This is a genomic window from Secundilactobacillus paracollinoides DSM 15502 = JCM 11969 (assembly GCF_001311135.1).
Classification (GTDB): Bacteria; Bacillota; Bacilli; order Lactobacillales; family Lactobacillaceae; genus Secundilactobacillus; species Secundilactobacillus paracollinoides.
The window spans coordinates 1-18065 of sequence record NZ_BBAG01000054.1; the positions used below are offsets into that span (position 1 = coordinate 1).

Genomic DNA, 18065 nt, shown 5'->3' on the forward strand with positions numbered 1-18065 from the left:
ATGAATAATTCAGGTATAAATTTGAGTATTTAAAATCGACCCCAATACTAACGTCATTACAAAGACATAAAAAACCGAGTAACCTTTAACCAAATTACATCTAGATAAGTGTAAAAAGAAAATAAATTCCACAACTTGATCTAGTAAAATCAGAGAAATTCCGATGATTTCTCTTGTACCGGCAAATGATTGGTAATTTGACTGTCCATATAAATAATACTGTCCTTTGAGAAGTAGAAAATTTACAAATGGAACACTACTTAATAGGCTAAGAATTTGCAAAGTTAAACTTATTAACTTACTGTAAAAAAGTAAGATCAATATTATAAATATGTCAAAAATGGTACTGTACTTTAATTGATCGCTCAAACCAGCTAGGATTCTTAGAAGCACTAGCATAATTGTAGCTGGATGTAACATCATACAAAAGAAATAAAGTACCCAGCAAAGCCACTTACCATTAAAAGATTTATGAGAAATATCATAAAAAAAAGCCGCGCAAAAAACCATAAATGCCAAAAAATTTCTAACTCCAGCTACCTCATAAACTATATTGAATAATCCTAATATAGTATATTTAACTAGAATTTGGTGAAATACAGAAATATGGTAAAATCGACCGGCCTGACTAATAAACCATGCTAAAGCCATTAAAAATATGAAAGTCGATACAAAAAATAAGAATCCGTTATTTTTAAATAAGCTAAATATCCATACGTAAATTGCCACAAAAGGCTCTTGCGAATATTCAGAAGAATGTAACGACCATTCTAATCCTCCAAATTTCCCAGACAAATTATTAATTGATCTAATGTCTTCCATCAATAAAGAAAATCTCGTTATATCAAAATAATGCTCCGTATTAGGAGTTGCAAAAAAAGCTGGCAAGGCTAAAAAAAAGTTAGTAATAAAAGATTGCCATTTGGTTCTAACTTTACCATATGAAGCTAACCAATCTACTATAAAACAAAGTAGAGCCATAAAAGCAAATGCAATTCCATAATTCATTATATTTTCCTCAAAAATTTTACCGAAAGTAATTTAATTATATAACCATGAACTTTTTAAATTTCTCCTGATTAATTAAAATGGCATAAAAGTCTCAATTCGGATTACTCATCCGGAGGCTTATCAAAAGGATTTCTGAATTTTTTAAGCCAAAATCATTCCACTGCAATATGCTCTTTAATTTATAATTTTTAATTAGAATCCGGGTTAAATTTTAAAAATGCGTTTTTAAATGAAATCCAAATTTTCTTCCAATCATATAAATGATTTTTTAAAGGCATGACTTTTCCCCAATTGTTGCCATGCTATTTCAGTTGTTTGTTTTTGTAAATTGTTTTTTATAATCCACACATCCAAAAGCAGTTCCGAAAGGAAACCAAAAACTCTTTTTTCTTCTTGCGAATAGTCTGTGATATCAATATTTAACTCCACTCTTCTTAAAATCCCAAACAGCCATGCACAATATTCATTAAAAAATGGTCTTTTCATAATAAACATATTAAACATATGTGCACTTCTGGAATTCATAACCTTATCAAAACTACTAAGATAATCAGGATAGTGTTTTTTAATAATTGTCTGTAGTATTTCGATTGGTTCACCTTCATGAGCATGGATGTAGTGAAAATAATTGGTTTCAATATAATATCTTCTTTTCTTTGGTACTAATATATCAAATTTATCAAATTTTCTTTCTAAAAACTTTTGATCAACAAGCTTATGTGATTTCGTTATAAATATCCTTCTGTAATGGATCAATCCAACAGCATCAATGTTTTCAGGTAAATTTTTCCAAGCCCAATAGACTGCTGTTAGTTCACTATAAGATGCATTTTTTCGAGAAATATTTTGACCTTCATCGTCACGTTGATATAAAATTCCATTTACCCAATTTTTCGATGATCCAGCTAACACCGGAAAATATAAATCGTTATTGTCTGGCATGATTGCTTTTTTATGCGTTGCAACCAGTATCTTTATATTAATTTAGTACGCCCCCTTCCTGCTAAAAATATTAATAATATTTTTTAACACAATTTGAAAATCTAGCTTTAGACTCGCATGATCAATATAGTCCATTTCAATTTTTGCTCGCTCAGGATAACCTACTTGACTTCTTCCTCTCGCTTGCCACAGACCCATTGCTCCAGGTTTAACAGATCTAAATCGTATTCTGATTCAACTGACTTTAGTAAACTTTTCATTCTATTAGAATTCAACAACTCGGCAGGGTTAGGTGGGACAGGACCACTTGTAATAACTGTCAAATTCTCAATTGCTGTCTCAACAGCCACATCATGAAAATTAGTATCATTAGCTAGAATAGTAGAAAGGCCTTGTGAATTCAGAAGACCAAAAGTGCTATGCAACGTAGGCCTTCTAAGATCAGCATCAATAAAAAGTACTTCTTCCCCTGCTGTGCCCAAGCCACAGCGGTATTTGCAGAAACAGTAGATTTTCCCTCGCTGACACCAGATGAAGTAAACAGCAGAGTCTTCAACTGCTTGTCGACTGAAGAGAAATCAATATTAGTCCGAACAGTCCGAAACTGCTCTGAAACCACATTCTTAGGTTCTATAGCAGTAACCAGCTTCACACCATCTTGCATCGTGTCCTCAGACAACTTCCTTTTCCGTCTAAACAATGCCATCGTTTTTTCCTCCTTATACCCGAACTCGTCGTCTTGACGGAGTTTGATGATCACCAGTTGACCCAACTGGCATCTTAGTAGCCTTCATCCGAATACTTGCAATATGCCCTAAATTCGTTAGGCCAATCGTATCGGTCAAGAACTCATCATCCTTAACCGTGGTATCCGTTAACTCTTTAATGAAGGCATATCCAATACCAACCAAGAAGCCAACTACCAGACCAGCCAACGCAATTAAAGTGGTTTTCGGTGAAGTCTTATCATTATCCGCAACGGCCTTCGAAACAATCGTGACGTTATTAACACTCATAATGCTTTTAATCTTTGACTTAAACACAGTAGCCGTTTCGTTCGCAATCGCAGCAGCTTCCTGTGGATCAGTACTCTCCACACTAAGTGCAAATACCTGAGAATTTTGCTGGTTAGAAATCGAAATTGAATTCTGCAATTCATCAACTGAAACATCGTATGAATTACCAATCGATTCAATAACAGCTGGCTTGGCAGCCTTAATCAACCGCTTCTTTCCTGTATAAGGATTAGTCTTATAAACTGCCTTCTGCGCCTTCCGAACAACCTTCTCCGGATTAGCTAAGTTATGCTTAACCTGCTTCAAAATTACTTCATTAGTAATGAGATCCTTATAGGTACTGATCATCTGAACATCCGCCTGCTGGTTCTGGTATTCCGCCCCAGCGACACTTGCGTCTGTTTTCCGATTAACCAAAATTTGTGCTGTTGACGTATACTTCGGTGTCATTGCGAACTCTGCCACACCAAACGCAATAATAGCGAATCCCAACGTGCTAAAAATAATGAGCCACAAATGTTTCCGTAAAATGCCAAACATTTGTCGTAAATCCAAGGTGCTTTCCATATGCTTCCTCCGACTAGTTAAATCTGATTTTTCCATCATTTACTAGAATTATTTGATACCTGTTACCGTGCTTCAAGATGCTAGTTGCTGAATTTAAACTTTTGTCACATAAGCTGATTCGCTGTGTCAGAACAAACCAAATTTTTTGCCGGATACTATTAACTACGTAAACGATTTGATTTGTTCGAAAAATCGGAGAATTATTTTTAATCCCCCGATTCGCTGTCAATTTATTCTGACACCGTCACATTTTCAAGCCGAGGCTTTTTCGCAACTTGTTTGAAACGCGTTGCTGTTCGGTCTTGGACACGACTTCAAAGTCCTGCCCGCCGATTTCTTCGCCTACACCCTGTGCGTGATCTGATGACACATTTTTGCCTGCTTTACGATAGTTCAGTGCCAGCTTCAGCATATCTGAACGTGTTAAATCAGTTTTCATTTCGTCTGAGATAGAAACTAAGAAGTCGCTATTCAGCACTGTCTTATAGGAAACTGATTTGTGCAGCAATGCTGCAATCACCAGACGTTGACGATTTTGACGGCCATAATCCCCTTGTGGATCATCGTAGCGCATCCGGGAGAACTTCAAGGCCGTTCTCCCATTCATGTGCATCGTCTTACCTTTAGTGAAGGTCGTGCCTTCATAGGTAAACGTCAGTGGTGATGTCACATCAACGCCCCCCCACGGCGTTAATGGATTTCTCCAGGCCACCCATGTTGATTAACAGATAGTAGTCAATTGGAATCTTGAAGTAGTCCTGGAGTGTTTCGATTGTTTCTTTGGTGCCACCATATGTATAGGCAGCGTTGACCTTTGCTGGTGAGTACTGCGAGAAACCTGGTAAATCCACTTTCATATCTCGCGGAAGGCTCATCATCTGGGTCTTATTTGTCTTGGGATTAATGGTCATGAGCATGATGGTATCCGTCCGTCCTTTATAGCTCCGACCCAAGGCCCCGGTGTCAGTCCCCAATAATAGGATGGAGACTGGCTTGTTTTTACTGATAACGTTGCTAGCACTTCGCAGTTTTGGAGCGCCAGCGGAATGATAAATAACCTTCGATGTCTCTGACAATTTATGCCAACCGTATGCGGCATAGGCACCACTTACCACAATTAGTACTAAGAAGATGCCGATGATCGTGCGCCAAATGATTTTCCGACGTCGATGGTGATGGTGGTGATGATGATGTCGGTGGTCATGTTGCCGCTGATCCAGTTCATTTTCGGATTTATCTGTATCCACTACTTTCACTCCCTAGTGAACCCCATTCTAAATATGGCCCACTTTCTAAAGAATACTTAAATACTAGTCCATTTTCCATCATTTACCGATAACGTCAAGGCAATTTGTAAAATAACTCTTAAAGTTTCTAAATTTAAGCCAATTTGTTTGATATTTTAGTACCCATATTATCCCGAATTGTGCAACAATTATGGTCATTATTATTCGGCTTTAAATACTGATTCTATAAGGATTTGTCGACTCATTTCACAACAGATTAGGCACTAATTGATGGCTGTTATTTTTCAGTCTATTTTAGGCGAGATATTAAATTAATTTTTGGTGGTAATTGTAAGCGGTTAACTTATACAATAATGGAGATTGCTGGGTTACTTTGAGTCGGAAATACGGTTACTATTTTAGATCGTATATACGGTGTATTATGTAAAAAAACGTCTAACATGCGATGGGCATATTAGACGTTGGCGGGTATTATTCTATGCTTCGCGATTAAAATAGACCGAACCGCTTCTTTTTCTTAATCCGAATAGGCTGCAAGTGATGTGGTGTCACAGCATCACCGTTAATAATAGCTTTAGCGTTGTTATCAAACTCATCCGCCAACTCGTCCCCGAACTCCTGACGCAACCGATCAAACGCCTGGCGCATCTCGTACTTGCGACCAGGCAAGTCATGGGCGTCGGAGGCAAAGATGTAGCCCTGACCAGCCTCAATGAGCTGACGACTAAACGTCTCGACCTTGCTGCCGAACGTGCCGACGTAACTGCTAGCAGTAATTTGTGACAAACACCCTTTCTCCAGCAGGTCCAATATCAATTCAGGATGGCGCATAATCTTAGTATTACGCTCGGGATGTACAATCACGGGAATGATACCGCGCTGCTGTAACTGATAGATCATGTCATTGGTGTATTCCGGCACATCGTCATCCGGAAACTCCAGCATAAGATACTGGTTGCCCTCATCCGCAAATAGAATATCCTGCTGGTCCAGTGCCGTAAGCAAATCGCCATTGATGCGGACTTCCTGCCCCGGAAAAACCGTCAGCGGGATATTGTTTTCCCTTAACGCCTGTGCGAACTCATCCGTCCGCCGAATCACATCCTCGCGGTGGTTCACGTACACCCCGTTCATGTGGTGCGGTGTCAGTAGCGCAAAGTCGACGCCATTTTCAACCGCCTGCGATGCCAGCTGCAGCGACGTGGCCATATCTTTCGAGCCGTCGTCGATACCTGGCAGCAAGTGACAGTGAAGGTCTATCAAATTGATCATCCTTTCGAGTGGTGTTATGTAGTACCGTTTATAATCAGTCAAAGTATTAAACTAGTAAATTCGAACCAGTCAGTATAAACAGAGATAACAAGCCAGCCATTATGCCAATCACCTAGGCTAATATTTGTTGGTTTTCATCATAGTTAGCTTACCACACAATTTTCAAAGTGACATGCCTCTTAGCAAAGACAGTGTAGTGCTTCTATAATATTCGCTACCAGCATGAATCATTAACGCTCCTCTCCCCAACAAAAAATACCATCACCTCACCGGCTAATTTTTGGCCAATAAGTCAATGGTATTTCGCTTTAATGAGGAGGTCCGATTGCGACCAAAGCTAATCAACAATGCTTGGGGAACCAATGTTGATCAACTCTGCCAGCAATTTAATTTATGGACAAAATTCCATGAAACAGCAAATGGACAATATCGAAAGCACTAGACATCGGGTAATGCAGTGACCGCTTTCAACACCTTTAATATACCATTCAACCGGAACAGGTGTAACCACACATCCGCGCAATACTGTTGCCACTTCTCACAATTATCTTTCATTCAAAACACGAAAAAAGACCGCGTGATACTACCCCATCACAGCGGTCTTTATTGCCGTTTAAATCTCATTCAGCCTGTGCTTCCACACTCGGATCATGGTACGTCCAATCATCGTTATTGCCAAGGGTGGTAAACTCCAGAATGAATTTCACCAGTTCCTCCTTCGAGATTGCAATGTGCCCCTGTGCCCAATTAATCGCGAACCCAACAGCACCGTACACCTTAAAATTAGAGATGCTGACCCGCCGTTTTCCGTTCTGGTCTGTCCCACTCAGCTGGTACACGTTATCCATGCGGTACTGAACTTCCTCTTCGGCGAGCTGATTCAACAACTCGCTGCCGACAGTCGTCTTTACCAGCGAACAGATCAGCGCGCGGTTCTCCTCGACATAGTCGATAAATTGGTGAACCGATTCCTCATACTCTCTCAGATTATGAATCACGGGATAGATCTCCCGCATCGATAAATTGTGCCGGACTTCAGCGAATAATCGCACGTTCAGATCGGCAACGTTATCAAAATAATCGTAAAAGGTACTGCGATTAATGTGCGCACGTTTTGAAATTTCTGACACCGTAACATGTTCAACGCTTGCATTCTCCTCCAGTAACTCCAGAAAAGCGTTTTTAATCGTTTTTTTCGTCTGCTGACTTTGTCGACTCATGCTATCCCCCCTAAATCTGCATGCATCATTTGAAATGACAGTGCCTACAACTGCCATATTGTCTGTCTGGACAGTAGCTATATATGCTTCATTTTGCCACGCTAACGTTGGCTAACGTTCCCAAGGATACTTCCCGTTCTCATCCCTCGTGGCGTGTCTCATCATCCGTTTCGTCCGTTCATCCTGACGTTTACGGGCCTTCTTACGGTTATGGTACCGCAAGACCAGCACCGCCGTGCCGATCACCAAGTACAGTACGACCCGAATCGCCATTTGAAGTGCGTGACCATCAATCATTGCTGCAATCATAGTCGTCCCCCATTTCTACGCGTACAACAGCTGATAATAATTGACCAGACCGGACAGGAAGTGCTCACAGTCGTCGATCCGTGTCCGAAAGTGATCATGCCGGGCAAAGAACCCGCCGACAAATTTATTCGGTTGGTAAAAGTACATGGCAACTTCCGGCAGAAAACAGCCCGTCGCCACCTCATGCTTGGCGCGAAACGTCTGAACGTCTCGAAGGCGGCTCACATCAACCTCCGCCAACAGATCCGACTGTCCGGCAGCGTTGACCTTATCGACCATCTTACTTGCGGCATCCAACAGCTCCAGCAGCGTTGGATAAGCCGTATCACGTTGCGCAATAAAGTCCAAGTGACCAAACGCATTCGCAATTGCCAGCTTCATGTAGTCCCGATTGTCCCCGAAGAGTTCCAGGGCTTCATTGACCGCGTAAGAGATCCAGTGATCATGGAACCGCCCGTAGTTGTGGGCCGCCATGTGGTCTAACGTTTCCTGAACGATCGTTTTCGCCTGAACATTACCCGTCAGCTCATAGCAGCGTGACAGCGCAAACGTAATTTCACCTTCATAGTAGATAATGCGAAATTTGTCCTTTTCACTCAGGTCGGTGTGCAACACATGAATGAAGCCATTATCCGCCGTGCGAAAGTATTTCAGCCCGTTGATGACCCGTTGCAAGACTGGCTCAAAGGTGTGGTCACCAGTCACTTCCTGGTACTTACAGAGTGCCAACAATACCGTGGCCTGCGACCCAAGCTTCAATTCGTCATCCTTGTTCTTATAATAGTCCACCGCAAATTGACAGCCGTCGCGCTGAATGGTCAGGTTATCCAACCCGTACTTCAGACTCAGTTTAATGCGGTCAAACGCGGCATCGTCGTGCACAAACGCGCTCGTTTCTGCCAGCGCGTACAGGGATGAAAAATGGCGCACCGTGTTGTAGTTGGTCAGAACCTGTTCTCGTGCCGGGTAATACCCGTAAATAAACCGGCCCGAGTCCTGAATCTGCGCTTTTAAAAACTGCTCACCATTATCGATCACCGTTTTCAATTCCTGTTGAAAATTCCCCAGCGTCCGAGTCCCGATGCCCAGTCCACTGTCGGTAATCGGCATCACGCGCTCACCATCGTAGAACGCAGCCTTAGTCGTAAACACCCATACGTTGGTCGCATCGGCCAGGTCGGGCACATTGACGTTATGCTGTTTCAGTAAAAACGATGCCGTTTTTTTCACATCTAAGGTCATCGCCGCACCGTTCTCACCAATGACGTGATCTGGACTCGGCACAGTCAAAGCGTTAGCGTTTAGTTCCTCCTCCAGCAAAGCCGTTTGGAACTGCGCATCAAAACTGATGCCCTTTCGCCAATAATGCATTCGCGGTACGGCAGCCAACTGTTGCGTAAACTGTTGCCGGGTTAGTTTTTGGATATTAGTCACCAAATCGACCTTAACGTCAGAATGATTATCTACATTATGCAACAGATCAACTACATTTTGCCACGCATTTTTGAAAGATTTTCCCGAGTGAAACCGAACTTTCGCGCGGACACTGCCATCCGTGATCGATGTCGCGATCATCACACGACCTGCCCACTTCTGATGATGAGTCCCCTTTTCTGCCAGCGCCTCCCGCAACGCTGTGATACTTGCTGTTTTCATGCTATACGATCCCCCAAATTTAGTTATGTACAGAAAGAACCCCACATCACATGAGGTCTTTCCGAACTATCCAAGATAGTCTAATCTTGCTTACGTTTCTTGATACCAGCCAAACCGAACAGTGACAAGATCAGTCCGAGAAGACCAAGACTTGCGGCCGGAGTCGTTTTCTCGTCCGTTTGTGGCAAGGTTGCTTGCGTCTTTTGACCATTAGCCGTCACGCCATCGGCCGCGGTCTGGTCAGCAGTCACCGTCCCGGTCGTAGCGCCAGTACCAGCTTCAGTTGTCGCCGCAGCGGCATTTGTGCCCGTCTGATCTCCTGAGCCGTTAGCCGAAGTACTGCCAGCTTGCGCATCAGTAGTATCACCCGCGTTCGTTGTGGTCATCGGGTTACCAGAACCGTTATCAGTCGTGTTTCCAGTTGCGTCAGATTGACCGGCCGCTGTTGTTGTATCACCATCCGTGGTGGTTGCAACCGCATTACCGGAATCTGTAGTCGTGTCGCTGCCTGGAGTTGCGCCAGTTGTATCTGAGCCTGACGTGGTGTTGCCACCAGTGGTGCTTGTGCCGCCACCATTGTTGCCCGTCACAGTGACAGTAACCGGCTTACTTGTCAGCCCAGTTGTAGGATTGGTCTGCGTAACGGAAACGACATCACCGGTATCGCCTGGCACTGAGATGGTAAAGTTACCGTTGTCATCCACCGTACCAGTAGTTGTGGTGGTATAGGTAACATTTCCGCCATCTTCATCAGTCCCCAGATGGGTCAACGTCACATTAACGGTATCGCCAGGTTCACCCTTACCAGTAATCGTCACATTTGAATCGTTTGGATCCTTCGTGGCAGTGACGTCCGTTGGTGCTGGGGTGTTTGTTTGAATCTTAACCTCAACTGGGTCGCTGGTCAACCCCGTCTTAGGATAGGTCTGAGTAACGGTCACATCATCGCCAGCAGTGATGCCATCGCCTGGCACATCCACTGTAAAGGTGCCGGTACCGTCAACGGTGCCCGTAACAGTCGTTGTGGTCGTTGTCGGGTTACCATTTTCATCCGTGCCAGTGTGGGTCACAGTAATCGTGACATCATCGCCTGGTTGGCCATCACCAGTAACAGTCACCGTCCCATCATCAGGGTCTTTCGTCGCCGTCACATCAGTTGGTGCTGGTGTCGCATTTTGTACCTTCACATCGACAGGGTCACTGGTCAACCCAGTATCCTTGTCAGTTTGGGTCACAGTTAATGTGTCGCCTGCATTGATGTTATTGTTTGGATCATTCGGGTCATTTGGCACCGTAATCGTAAACTTGCCATCATCGCCAACCGTTCCAGTAGTCGTGATTGTGGTTGGGTTGCCATTTTCATCAGTGCCGTCATGGCTGACTGTGATCGTGTCGCCTGGTTCACCAGTTCCAGTGATCGTAACGCTACCTGATGGGTCCTTAGTTGCGGTCACATCAGTCGGTGCTGGCGTGTCGCTGTGAACGGTGACACTGACAGGATCACTAGTCAAACCAGTGTCTTTATCCGTCTGAGTTACCGTTAGCGTATCACCAGGGGTGATGTCATCGCCTGACGTAGATGGATCATTTGGCACAGTAATGGCGAAATTTCCATCGTCGCCAACCGTTCCAGTGGTTGTGGTCGTGACCGGATTGCCATTTTCATCAGTGCCATCGTGGCTAACTGTGATCGTGTCACCAGGTTCACCAGTACCAGTCACCGTCACGCTGCCAGTTGGATCCTCGGTAGCCGCCACATCCGTTGGCGCCGGCGTATCACTGTGCACCGTCACGTCAACTGGATCACTGGTCAGACCAGTATCCGTGTCCGTCTGGGTCACAGTCAGCGTGTCACCAGGATTAATATCATCGTTTGATGTTGTCGGATCATCCGGAACAGTGATTGTGAAATGACCATCATCACCAACCGTTCCAGTTGTGGTCAGCGTGGCTGGATCTCCATTATCATCAGTGCCTTCATGGGTCACCGTGATCGTGTCGCCAGGCTGCCCAGTACCAGTCACCGTTACATCACCACTTGGTGTCTTTGTCGCCGAAACATCCGTTGGTACTGGGGTCTCGTCAGTAATTGGCACCGTCAGCGGATCGCTGGTATTGTCACCCTTGCTTGGATAACCTGAAGTGTCGTATCGTCGCCAAGTGCAGTCACCGTATCGAGATCATCAATCGTCACCGTAAAGTTGCCGTCATCGCCAACCGTAGCTGTACCAATCGTGGTCGTTTGCGTGTCACCAGTAGTGTTTGACGGATCATTAGGATTGGTTGTCACCGTAATGGTATCCCCCGCAACCTCAGTCCCAGTGACCGTGATCGTTTCGGTAGACGTCGTCACACCAGTGTTTGGATCAACTGTTGTATCCGTCGTGCGACCCGCCTTGACGTTTGTCGGCTGAGCTGTTTGGGCAACAGTGTTGTCGTAGTAATTGTCCTTCGTGACGTAGATTGGTGCGGCACTAGCCTCTTTGAAAATGACCTGGGTGTTTTGATTGGAATCTGAATCAGAGTCGGAATCCGTATCGCTGTCTGTGTCTGAATCAGTATCAGCATCGGCATCTGTGTCTGAATCTGTGTCTGTATCAGAGTCTGAATCACTATCAGCATCCGTATCGGAATCTGTATCACTGTCAGAATCGGTGTCTGAATCGCTATCTGAATCTGAGTCCGCATCACTATCTGTATCGGAATCAGTATCCGCGTCTGAATCGGCATCTGCATCACTGTCACTATCAGAGTCTGAATCACTATCGGCATCTGTATCACTATCAGAATCAGTGTCTGAATCCGTATCAGTATCTGTGTCTGAATCGGCATCTGAATCAGTATCAGAATCAGTATCAGAATCGGAGTCTGCGTCTGCATCACTGTCAGAATCGGCATCTGAGTCACTGTCAGAGTCTGTATCCGCATCTGAATCCGTGTCTGAGTTGGCATCTGAATCGCTGTCAGTATCAGCATCCGCGTCTGTGTCTGAATCGGTATCGGCATCAGAATCGGTATCGGCATCAGAATCTGCGTCGGAATCGGTATCTGAGTCTGAATCACTGTCAGAGTCCGCATCGGTGTCACTATCAGTATCCGCATCTGAATCCGTGTCTGAGTCGGTATCGGAATCGCTATCAGCATCGGTATCTGAATCAGCATCACTATCGCTATCAGCATCGGAATCTGAGTCGGTATCGGAATCGGTATCGGTATCTGAATCAGCATCACTATCGCTATCAGCATCGGAATCTGAGTCGGTATCGGAATCGCTGTCAGTATCCGAGTCAGAATCGGAATCTGAGTCAGAATCTGTATCGGAATCGGCATCCGAGTCAGAATCAGCATCGGCGTCAGAATCGGCATCGGCATCCGTGTCCGTATCTGAATCAGTATCGGAGTCAGCATCGCTGTCTGTATCCGAGTCAGCATTGGAATCAGAGTCAGAATCTGTATCTGAATCGGCATCCGTGTCAGTATCGGCATCTGCATCAGAATCGGTATCTGCGTCAGTATCAGCATCGCTATCGGTGTCCGTATCTGAATCACTATCTGAATCAGTATCTGAATCAGCATCACTGTCTGTATCGGAATCAGAGTCAGAATCTGTATCTGAATCGGCATCTGTGTCTGAATCTGCATCTGCATCAGAATCGGCATCCGTGTCTGAATCTGCATCTGCATCAGAATCGGCATCCGTGTCTGAATCTGCATCTGCATCAGAATCAGCATCTGCATCAGAATCGGCATCTGCGTCAGTATCGGCATCTGCGTCAGTATCGGCATCTGCGTCAGTATCGGCATCTGCGTCAGTATCGGCATCTGCGTCAGTATCGGCATCTGCGTCAGTATCGGCATCTGCGTCAGTATCGGCATCACTATCGGTGTCCGTATCTGAATCAGTATCTGAATCAGTGTCGGCGTCAGCATCGCTGTCTGTATCCGAATCAGTATCGGAATCGCTGTCTGTATCCGAATCTGAGTCTGTATCGCTATCAGTATCCGAATCAGTATCGGAATCGCTGTCTGTATCCGAATCTGAGTCTGTATCGCTATCAGTATCCGAATCAGCATCAGCATCACTGTCTGCATCTGAATCGGCGTCTGAATCCGCATCAGCATCCGCTTCAGCAGCTGAAGTATCCACGATATCCGCGTACATGTCATCACTCACGAGGGTCTTAGAACTGTCCTTTTTAGACGTCTTCTTAGCCTGAGCCTTCGCTTCGGTTGGCGTGCTCTCCGTTTCTGATGGCGTGAAACTGTCTGAGAATTTGCCATCGCTGGAAACTGGCACATCATCGTGAGTGGCGATCGTGTCGCCATCGGAGGTCCCTGAAACGGTATAGCCATCGGTCGGATTCCCAGATGCTTCAAGGGTTGTGATCACAGGGTTGGCTTCATCGTCTTCGAGGGTGGTGATGCTCCCTTGAACGCTAGCGGGATCAACGACCTCGTAAGTTGTATCGGTGGTGTTGAGTTGGGCGACATCCGCAGTTACTTTGGCAACACCATCATCGTTTAGCGCGTAGGTAAAGGTGTCGTCACTTGAGCCTGCTGTGATGGTGAAATCATCTGCAGTCAAATCAGTGAGTGTTGCGCCGGTGACATCGGTACTGATTGCGCCGCCGTTCGTCAGGCCAGCAGTCAACACGTCAGTAGCTGACTGACCAGAAGTACCCGTTAAACTACCTAACGACACCGTACCCACTTTGACGGTGTTGGTTTCATCCAGCTGCCCATCAGAGATCAATGAAAGAATGGCTTGGTCAACATCCTGCTGTGAGGCGTTCGTGTTACTAAAGACAGCCTCTTGCGCCGTGGTATCAGTACCATTTGCTTGGGCCGCAGCAATCACGTCCGCCAACTGCGTTTTTTCAACGTTTTGATACGCAATCGTGGTGCTGCCGTTCGTCAGCGTGTCATACAAATTAGTAGCCGTGGCGAACGTTTCACCAACAAAGGCACCGGCTGAGGCTTGACTCAAGTCAGGGTCAGTAAAAGTAATTGGAATAATGGCTGTTTGACTGACGCCTAGGCCACCAGAGATGGCAGTGCTGATCAGGTTGGCAATACTGTTGTTAATTGATGTCGTCGCCTGTTCAGTGACCGACTTAATGGTAGTGGTAATTAAATTGCTCCCAGTGCTGGCCGCAGTACTTATTCCAGTACCAACCATGCTGCCAATGGCACTACTACTGCCAAGTGCTTCGGTCAGGCGCCTAAAGCTGTGGTTGAACTATCGTTATCCGTGCTGACGCCAAAGAGTGAGGCTGCAGCGTCCGTTAACGAACTCGTCCACCCAGTCACGTATGAACTTAACATGTTACCGATCGTCGTACTGATGGCATCCGTGTTCAGAGCAGTAATGGTACCGGTTGAAGCATCGTAAGTCGCATCAACGAGTGTGGATTGCGTCAACCCATTTTGCATCATGTTTTCGTAGTAAGCGTTCGTGTTCGCAATGTTTGTTTCCGCGTTCGCGACTGATTCAGTATAAGTATCGACTGCTGTTTGAATAGCACTCGCAGTATCCGAACTGACAACTGCGAAAAGACCAGTAGAAGCAGCCTGAACAGCACCATTAGCCACTGTTACGGCAGTTTTAACGGCGTCCAGTGCACTTACCAGTTGGTCGGAAGCTTGTGAGATCACGTCTTGAATACTGTTTGTGAAAAAGTCGGTGATGGCACTGAGGCCGGATCCGTTAAACGTGGAAACAAGGATGGCCTTATTGTTGATCGTATCGCCGACGTTATATGTCGCTGCTAATGTTGGGTCAGTGATCTGGTAATACTCACCAGTTGCCTGATCCTCTAATGTGATGCCGACAGAAGACTCGTCAGTCACTGCGAAGGTCCCAATTTCAATGCTGCTGGCAATATTTGCTGGCACACCGACAGCTGAACCATGTTGGTTAGAGCCGAGTGCGGACACACTCAGACCAGTGTTGACACCGTTAACATAAATAACCGTCCCACGCGTGGTCGGGTCATTTGCATCAGCGCTCACGGCACCCTGGTCATTGACAATGTCATTCGCTGGGATGTCCGTGTTGGCCACCGTTGTCGTGCTTCTGCCAGTCGTCGCTGGGTCAGATGGTACTGTAATGCTCATGTCCAGGTCATCATTGACGGTTGGACTAGTTGATAATTGGGCGCCATCCGCATCCGTCAGCTGACCATATTGGCCGTTTGCCCGGTCAGTGGCATCGTTGGCGTTTGAAATTAACCCATCAGCAGTTGTTTCATCACCTAAATCAGTTGTGGCGGTGTTGTCTGCGGAGTGTTCAGCATCACCAAAATATGAGCCTTTGAAAAGTGCACCGGCAGTGTCGACATCTGTGTCGGCTGCGGTTGTGACTGGATTCCCATTTTCATCGTACATCGTGGGTTCAGTCCCCTGCGTATCTTTATCATCAGCAAGGGTTTCCTTACTCGTTGATGTCTTAGTCACATCACCAGCTTGGAATTCAGTAGCTGATTGATCAGCCGTTTGGGTTGAAGCAGTTGCGGTAGCCGAGGTTGATACAGCGTCGACTCGACTCTTAAATGCAGTCTTTACCCCTGTACTTTGAGCAGATGACGTCTGATCGGTTGTTTCGTTGGTCACAGTTTGCGTCGCGGTAGATGCAGCGTTCTCAGTGGTGCCAGTCGATGTCGGTTCAGCTGTTGACTCAGAGTTTGCTGAATTTTGAGCATCAACTTCAGTGGTCCCGGAAGTTGTTTCTCCGGCACCACTATTTTCTGAAACTGTTACGGTTGTTGCTGGGGTTGATGTTGTATCCGCCGACGCAGTGGTCGTCGCAAACGCGAAACCAGCACCTAAACTAAACGTTGCAATCGTCGCAAAGAGCCATTTTCTTCCGGACTTATACATCCGATAATGAAGTTTAGATGTCTCCTTTTCCACAGCAAGTTTCCGATTATTTTTTGACAGTCTATTAGATCCCCCGCCCATAATATCTCTCCTCCTTAGATATTAAAAACATTCAATTAGCCTACAAGTCTTACATGAAAGGGCATCTGGGTCTCCGCTCCCATATGTCACCCCTTTCATTAGATTAATATAACATTGAGGAAAGATTTTTATAACAACACTATTTCAAAATACTGTTGGAATTTTGAAATGAATCATGATTTTGTTAGAATTTTTTGCTGTGGTTTTTGTTTGTGATACTTAAAAAGCCGGCCAGTTTTCTCATTTTTTAGTCAACTGGCCGGCTAGGGCTTGAACTATTCTTTTGTGGGTTCCGATAATATTAGTGGTCTAATTAATTTATCTAGCAACCTTTAAATTAACTGTTTTAGTATCCGAAATGAACTTATGATTAACTGGTCCACCCGCAATCACTTTGATATTCTTAGCTTTCGGTGCGTAGACTTTAATTTTATAAGTATAAGACTTAGTCAATTTGGCATACTTATACCCGCGATAGGTCGTCACCTTGACATAGGTGTTTTTTGAAAGCTTGTACGCTAACGGTGCGTACTTAGTTACTTTTCCAGACACCGTTACGTGGTTACTCTTGGCAGGTTTAACCGCCTTAGAGGCATAAACACTATTTTTCTGAACGCTCAGCGTATCGCCGTAAGCGAAAATAGCAGCCTGTAAATCATCAACAAACTGAGTCTCGTTATTATACTTATCAACAATGTTTTCAGAACCATTTGCTAAAGCCAATTGCGAATCTAAATAGGATTGATTTTCTTTCGAGAATCTTGCGCGAAAATGTTGATAGATATTTTGAATGGCGGGCCAATTCTTTGATTCATTGATGTCTCTTATGCCGTCATCTACGAAAAATGCTGTCGCATAGTCCACCATAACTTGGTCAAAATTATCTTCCTTAGTCGTGGTATCACTATATACCTTCAATGGATCAAGCGCTTTTAAGTTAGAAACGAAATTCAAGTTCACTTCAGATTTAACCCATGGTGACGAAGTTTTAACCTGTCCTTGAAGAAAATCCGCGTCTTTTACGATTTGATTTCGAGTGATGGTCGTACTCGCTAACGCTTGATGGCCAGTATGATTAAGTGATAAAGCTCCTACCCCAATTGCTAACGCGCTGGCCGCCAACAACAATGCAGTGTTATTTTTCATGATTATGCTCCCCCTTTTTGTCCCTACCATTAAACGAAATAAGCTATCTGTCTTATTATCAACTCTGGTTGAATTTACCTGAATGCCAAATTTTATATGACTATTGTTCAAAAACAGTCATATAAATCAACAATTCGCTTAAATTCAGTTGAATTATAGCATTGTAAGGAGATAAATAGTATCATAATCATCCAATAATTTTAAATTAACTGTTTTGTTGAACAATAGTTCATTATAATGAAGATAAAAATATGTATTATTTATAGAAAAAACACAAAAAAATATCGTAGCAAGATGTAAAATCACACATATCGCAACGATACTTTTTTATTCAATATTGAAGATTATGGTGTGGATCAATTCTAATAATGCAGAAATTCTCGCCCTCATTGTAATAACCATGAACTCGGAATTCTCGCTTACCGTTGTCAAAATGAAATGTTGTCTGTTCTTCCCCGTTGATTTTTTCAATATACTTGGCACCAGAAGGTCCATCCATCCTAAGAAATGAATGTTCAACCTCAGAAATCGTCAAATTTCGACCAACAGTTTTCTTCGAGAAAGCACTGAATTCCTTGACTTCTCGTCCCTTCATCTCCCCAAAAGTGTACGGGTTTTGTAAAACATCCGTAATTGCTAATTTAAAACGAACACTGGTCCGCTTATCAGATGTTAATGCATGTACATTCTGATCGGAATCAGTGTTCGTTTTATCAGTT

Annotated in this window: 12 protein-coding genes and 3 pseudogenes; all 15 read right to left on the bottom strand. The window is 44.5% G+C overall.

Annotated features, from left to right (window positions below):
* Window positions 1–9: 9 nt before the first annotated feature.
* Window positions 10–1008 carry a hypothetical protein gene (locus tag JCM11969_RS13300; RefSeq protein WP_054711917.1) on the bottom strand — a complete coding sequence of 333 codons (999 nt, stop codon included), beginning with the start codon at window positions 1006–1008 and terminating at the stop codon, window positions 10–12.
* Between the two features lie 214 nt (window positions 1009–1222).
* Window positions 1223–1995 (bottom strand): annotated as a pseudogene (locus JCM11969_RS13305) (DUF4422 domain-containing protein).
* Window positions 1996–2178 (bottom strand): annotated as a pseudogene (locus JCM11969_RS17230) (sugar transferase); the annotation flags it as partial.
* A 175-nt stretch (window positions 2179–2353) separates the two neighbouring features.
* Window positions 2354–2659, bottom strand: coding sequence for a P-loop NTPase family protein (locus JCM11969_RS13315; RefSeq protein ID WP_054711921.1), 306 nt, complete (start codon window positions 2657–2659; stop codon window positions 2354–2356).
* Window positions 2660–2672: 13 nt separating this feature from the next.
* On the bottom strand, window positions 2673–3536 hold the full coding sequence (locus JCM11969_RS13320; RefSeq protein WP_054711923.1) for a YveK family protein: 864 nt from the start codon (window positions 3534–3536) through the stop codon (window positions 2673–2675).
* 244 nt (window positions 3537–3780) lie between these two features.
* A pseudogene (locus JCM11969_RS13325) lies at window positions 3781–4783 on the bottom strand (LCP family glycopolymer transferase).
* 489 nt (window positions 4784–5272) lie between these two features.
* The gene (locus JCM11969_RS13330) at window positions 5273–6052 is read right to left on the bottom strand and encodes a tyrosine-protein phosphatase (protein ID WP_082409372.1); all 780 of its coding nucleotides are present in this window, start codon (window positions 6050–6052) and stop codon (window positions 5273–5275) included.
* A gap of 623 nt (window positions 6053–6675) precedes the next feature.
* Window positions 6676–7275, bottom strand: coding sequence for a TetR/AcrR family transcriptional regulator (locus tag JCM11969_RS13335; RefSeq protein WP_054711927.1), 600 nt, complete (start codon window positions 7273–7275; stop codon window positions 6676–6678).
* A 111-nt stretch (window positions 7276–7386) separates the two neighbouring features.
* Window positions 7387–7584, bottom strand: a complete 198-nt coding sequence (locus JCM11969_RS13340) for a hypothetical protein (RefSeq protein ID WP_054711929.1) — start codon at window positions 7582–7584, stop codon at window positions 7387–7389.
* 15 nt (window positions 7585–7599) lie between these two features.
* The gene (locus tag JCM11969_RS13345; RefSeq protein ID WP_054711931.1) at window positions 7600–9240 is read right to left on the bottom strand and encodes a hypothetical protein; all 1641 of its coding nucleotides are present in this window, start codon (window positions 9238–9240) and stop codon (window positions 7600–7602) included.
* A gap of 80 nt (window positions 9241–9320) precedes the next feature.
* The gene (locus tag JCM11969_RS13350) at window positions 9321–11336 is read right to left on the bottom strand and encodes an Ig-like domain-containing protein (RefSeq protein ID WP_054711933.1); all 2016 of its coding nucleotides are present in this window, start codon (window positions 11334–11336) and stop codon (window positions 9321–9323) included.
* 2 nt (window positions 11337–11338) lie between these two features.
* Window positions 11339–14419 (bottom strand): hypothetical protein, encoded by a 3081-nt coding sequence (locus JCM11969_RS18295; RefSeq protein ID WP_082409370.1) that lies wholly within the window; start codon window positions 14417–14419, stop codon window positions 11339–11341.
* Window positions 14420–14454: 35 nt separating this feature from the next.
* Window positions 14455–16200, bottom strand: a complete 1746-nt coding sequence (locus tag JCM11969_RS13360) for a KxYKxGKxW signal peptide domain-containing protein (protein WP_054711934.1) — start codon at window positions 16198–16200, stop codon at window positions 14455–14457.
* A 318-nt stretch (window positions 16201–16518) separates the two neighbouring features.
* Window positions 16519–17346, bottom strand: coding sequence for a hypothetical protein (locus tag JCM11969_RS13365; RefSeq protein WP_054711936.1), 828 nt, complete (start codon window positions 17344–17346; stop codon window positions 16519–16521).
* Window positions 17347–17677: 331 nt separating this feature from the next.
* Window positions 17678–18065 (bottom strand): MAG6450 family protein (locus JCM11969_RS18095; protein ID WP_054711938.1); only part of this gene is annotated, 388 nt, incomplete at its 5' end.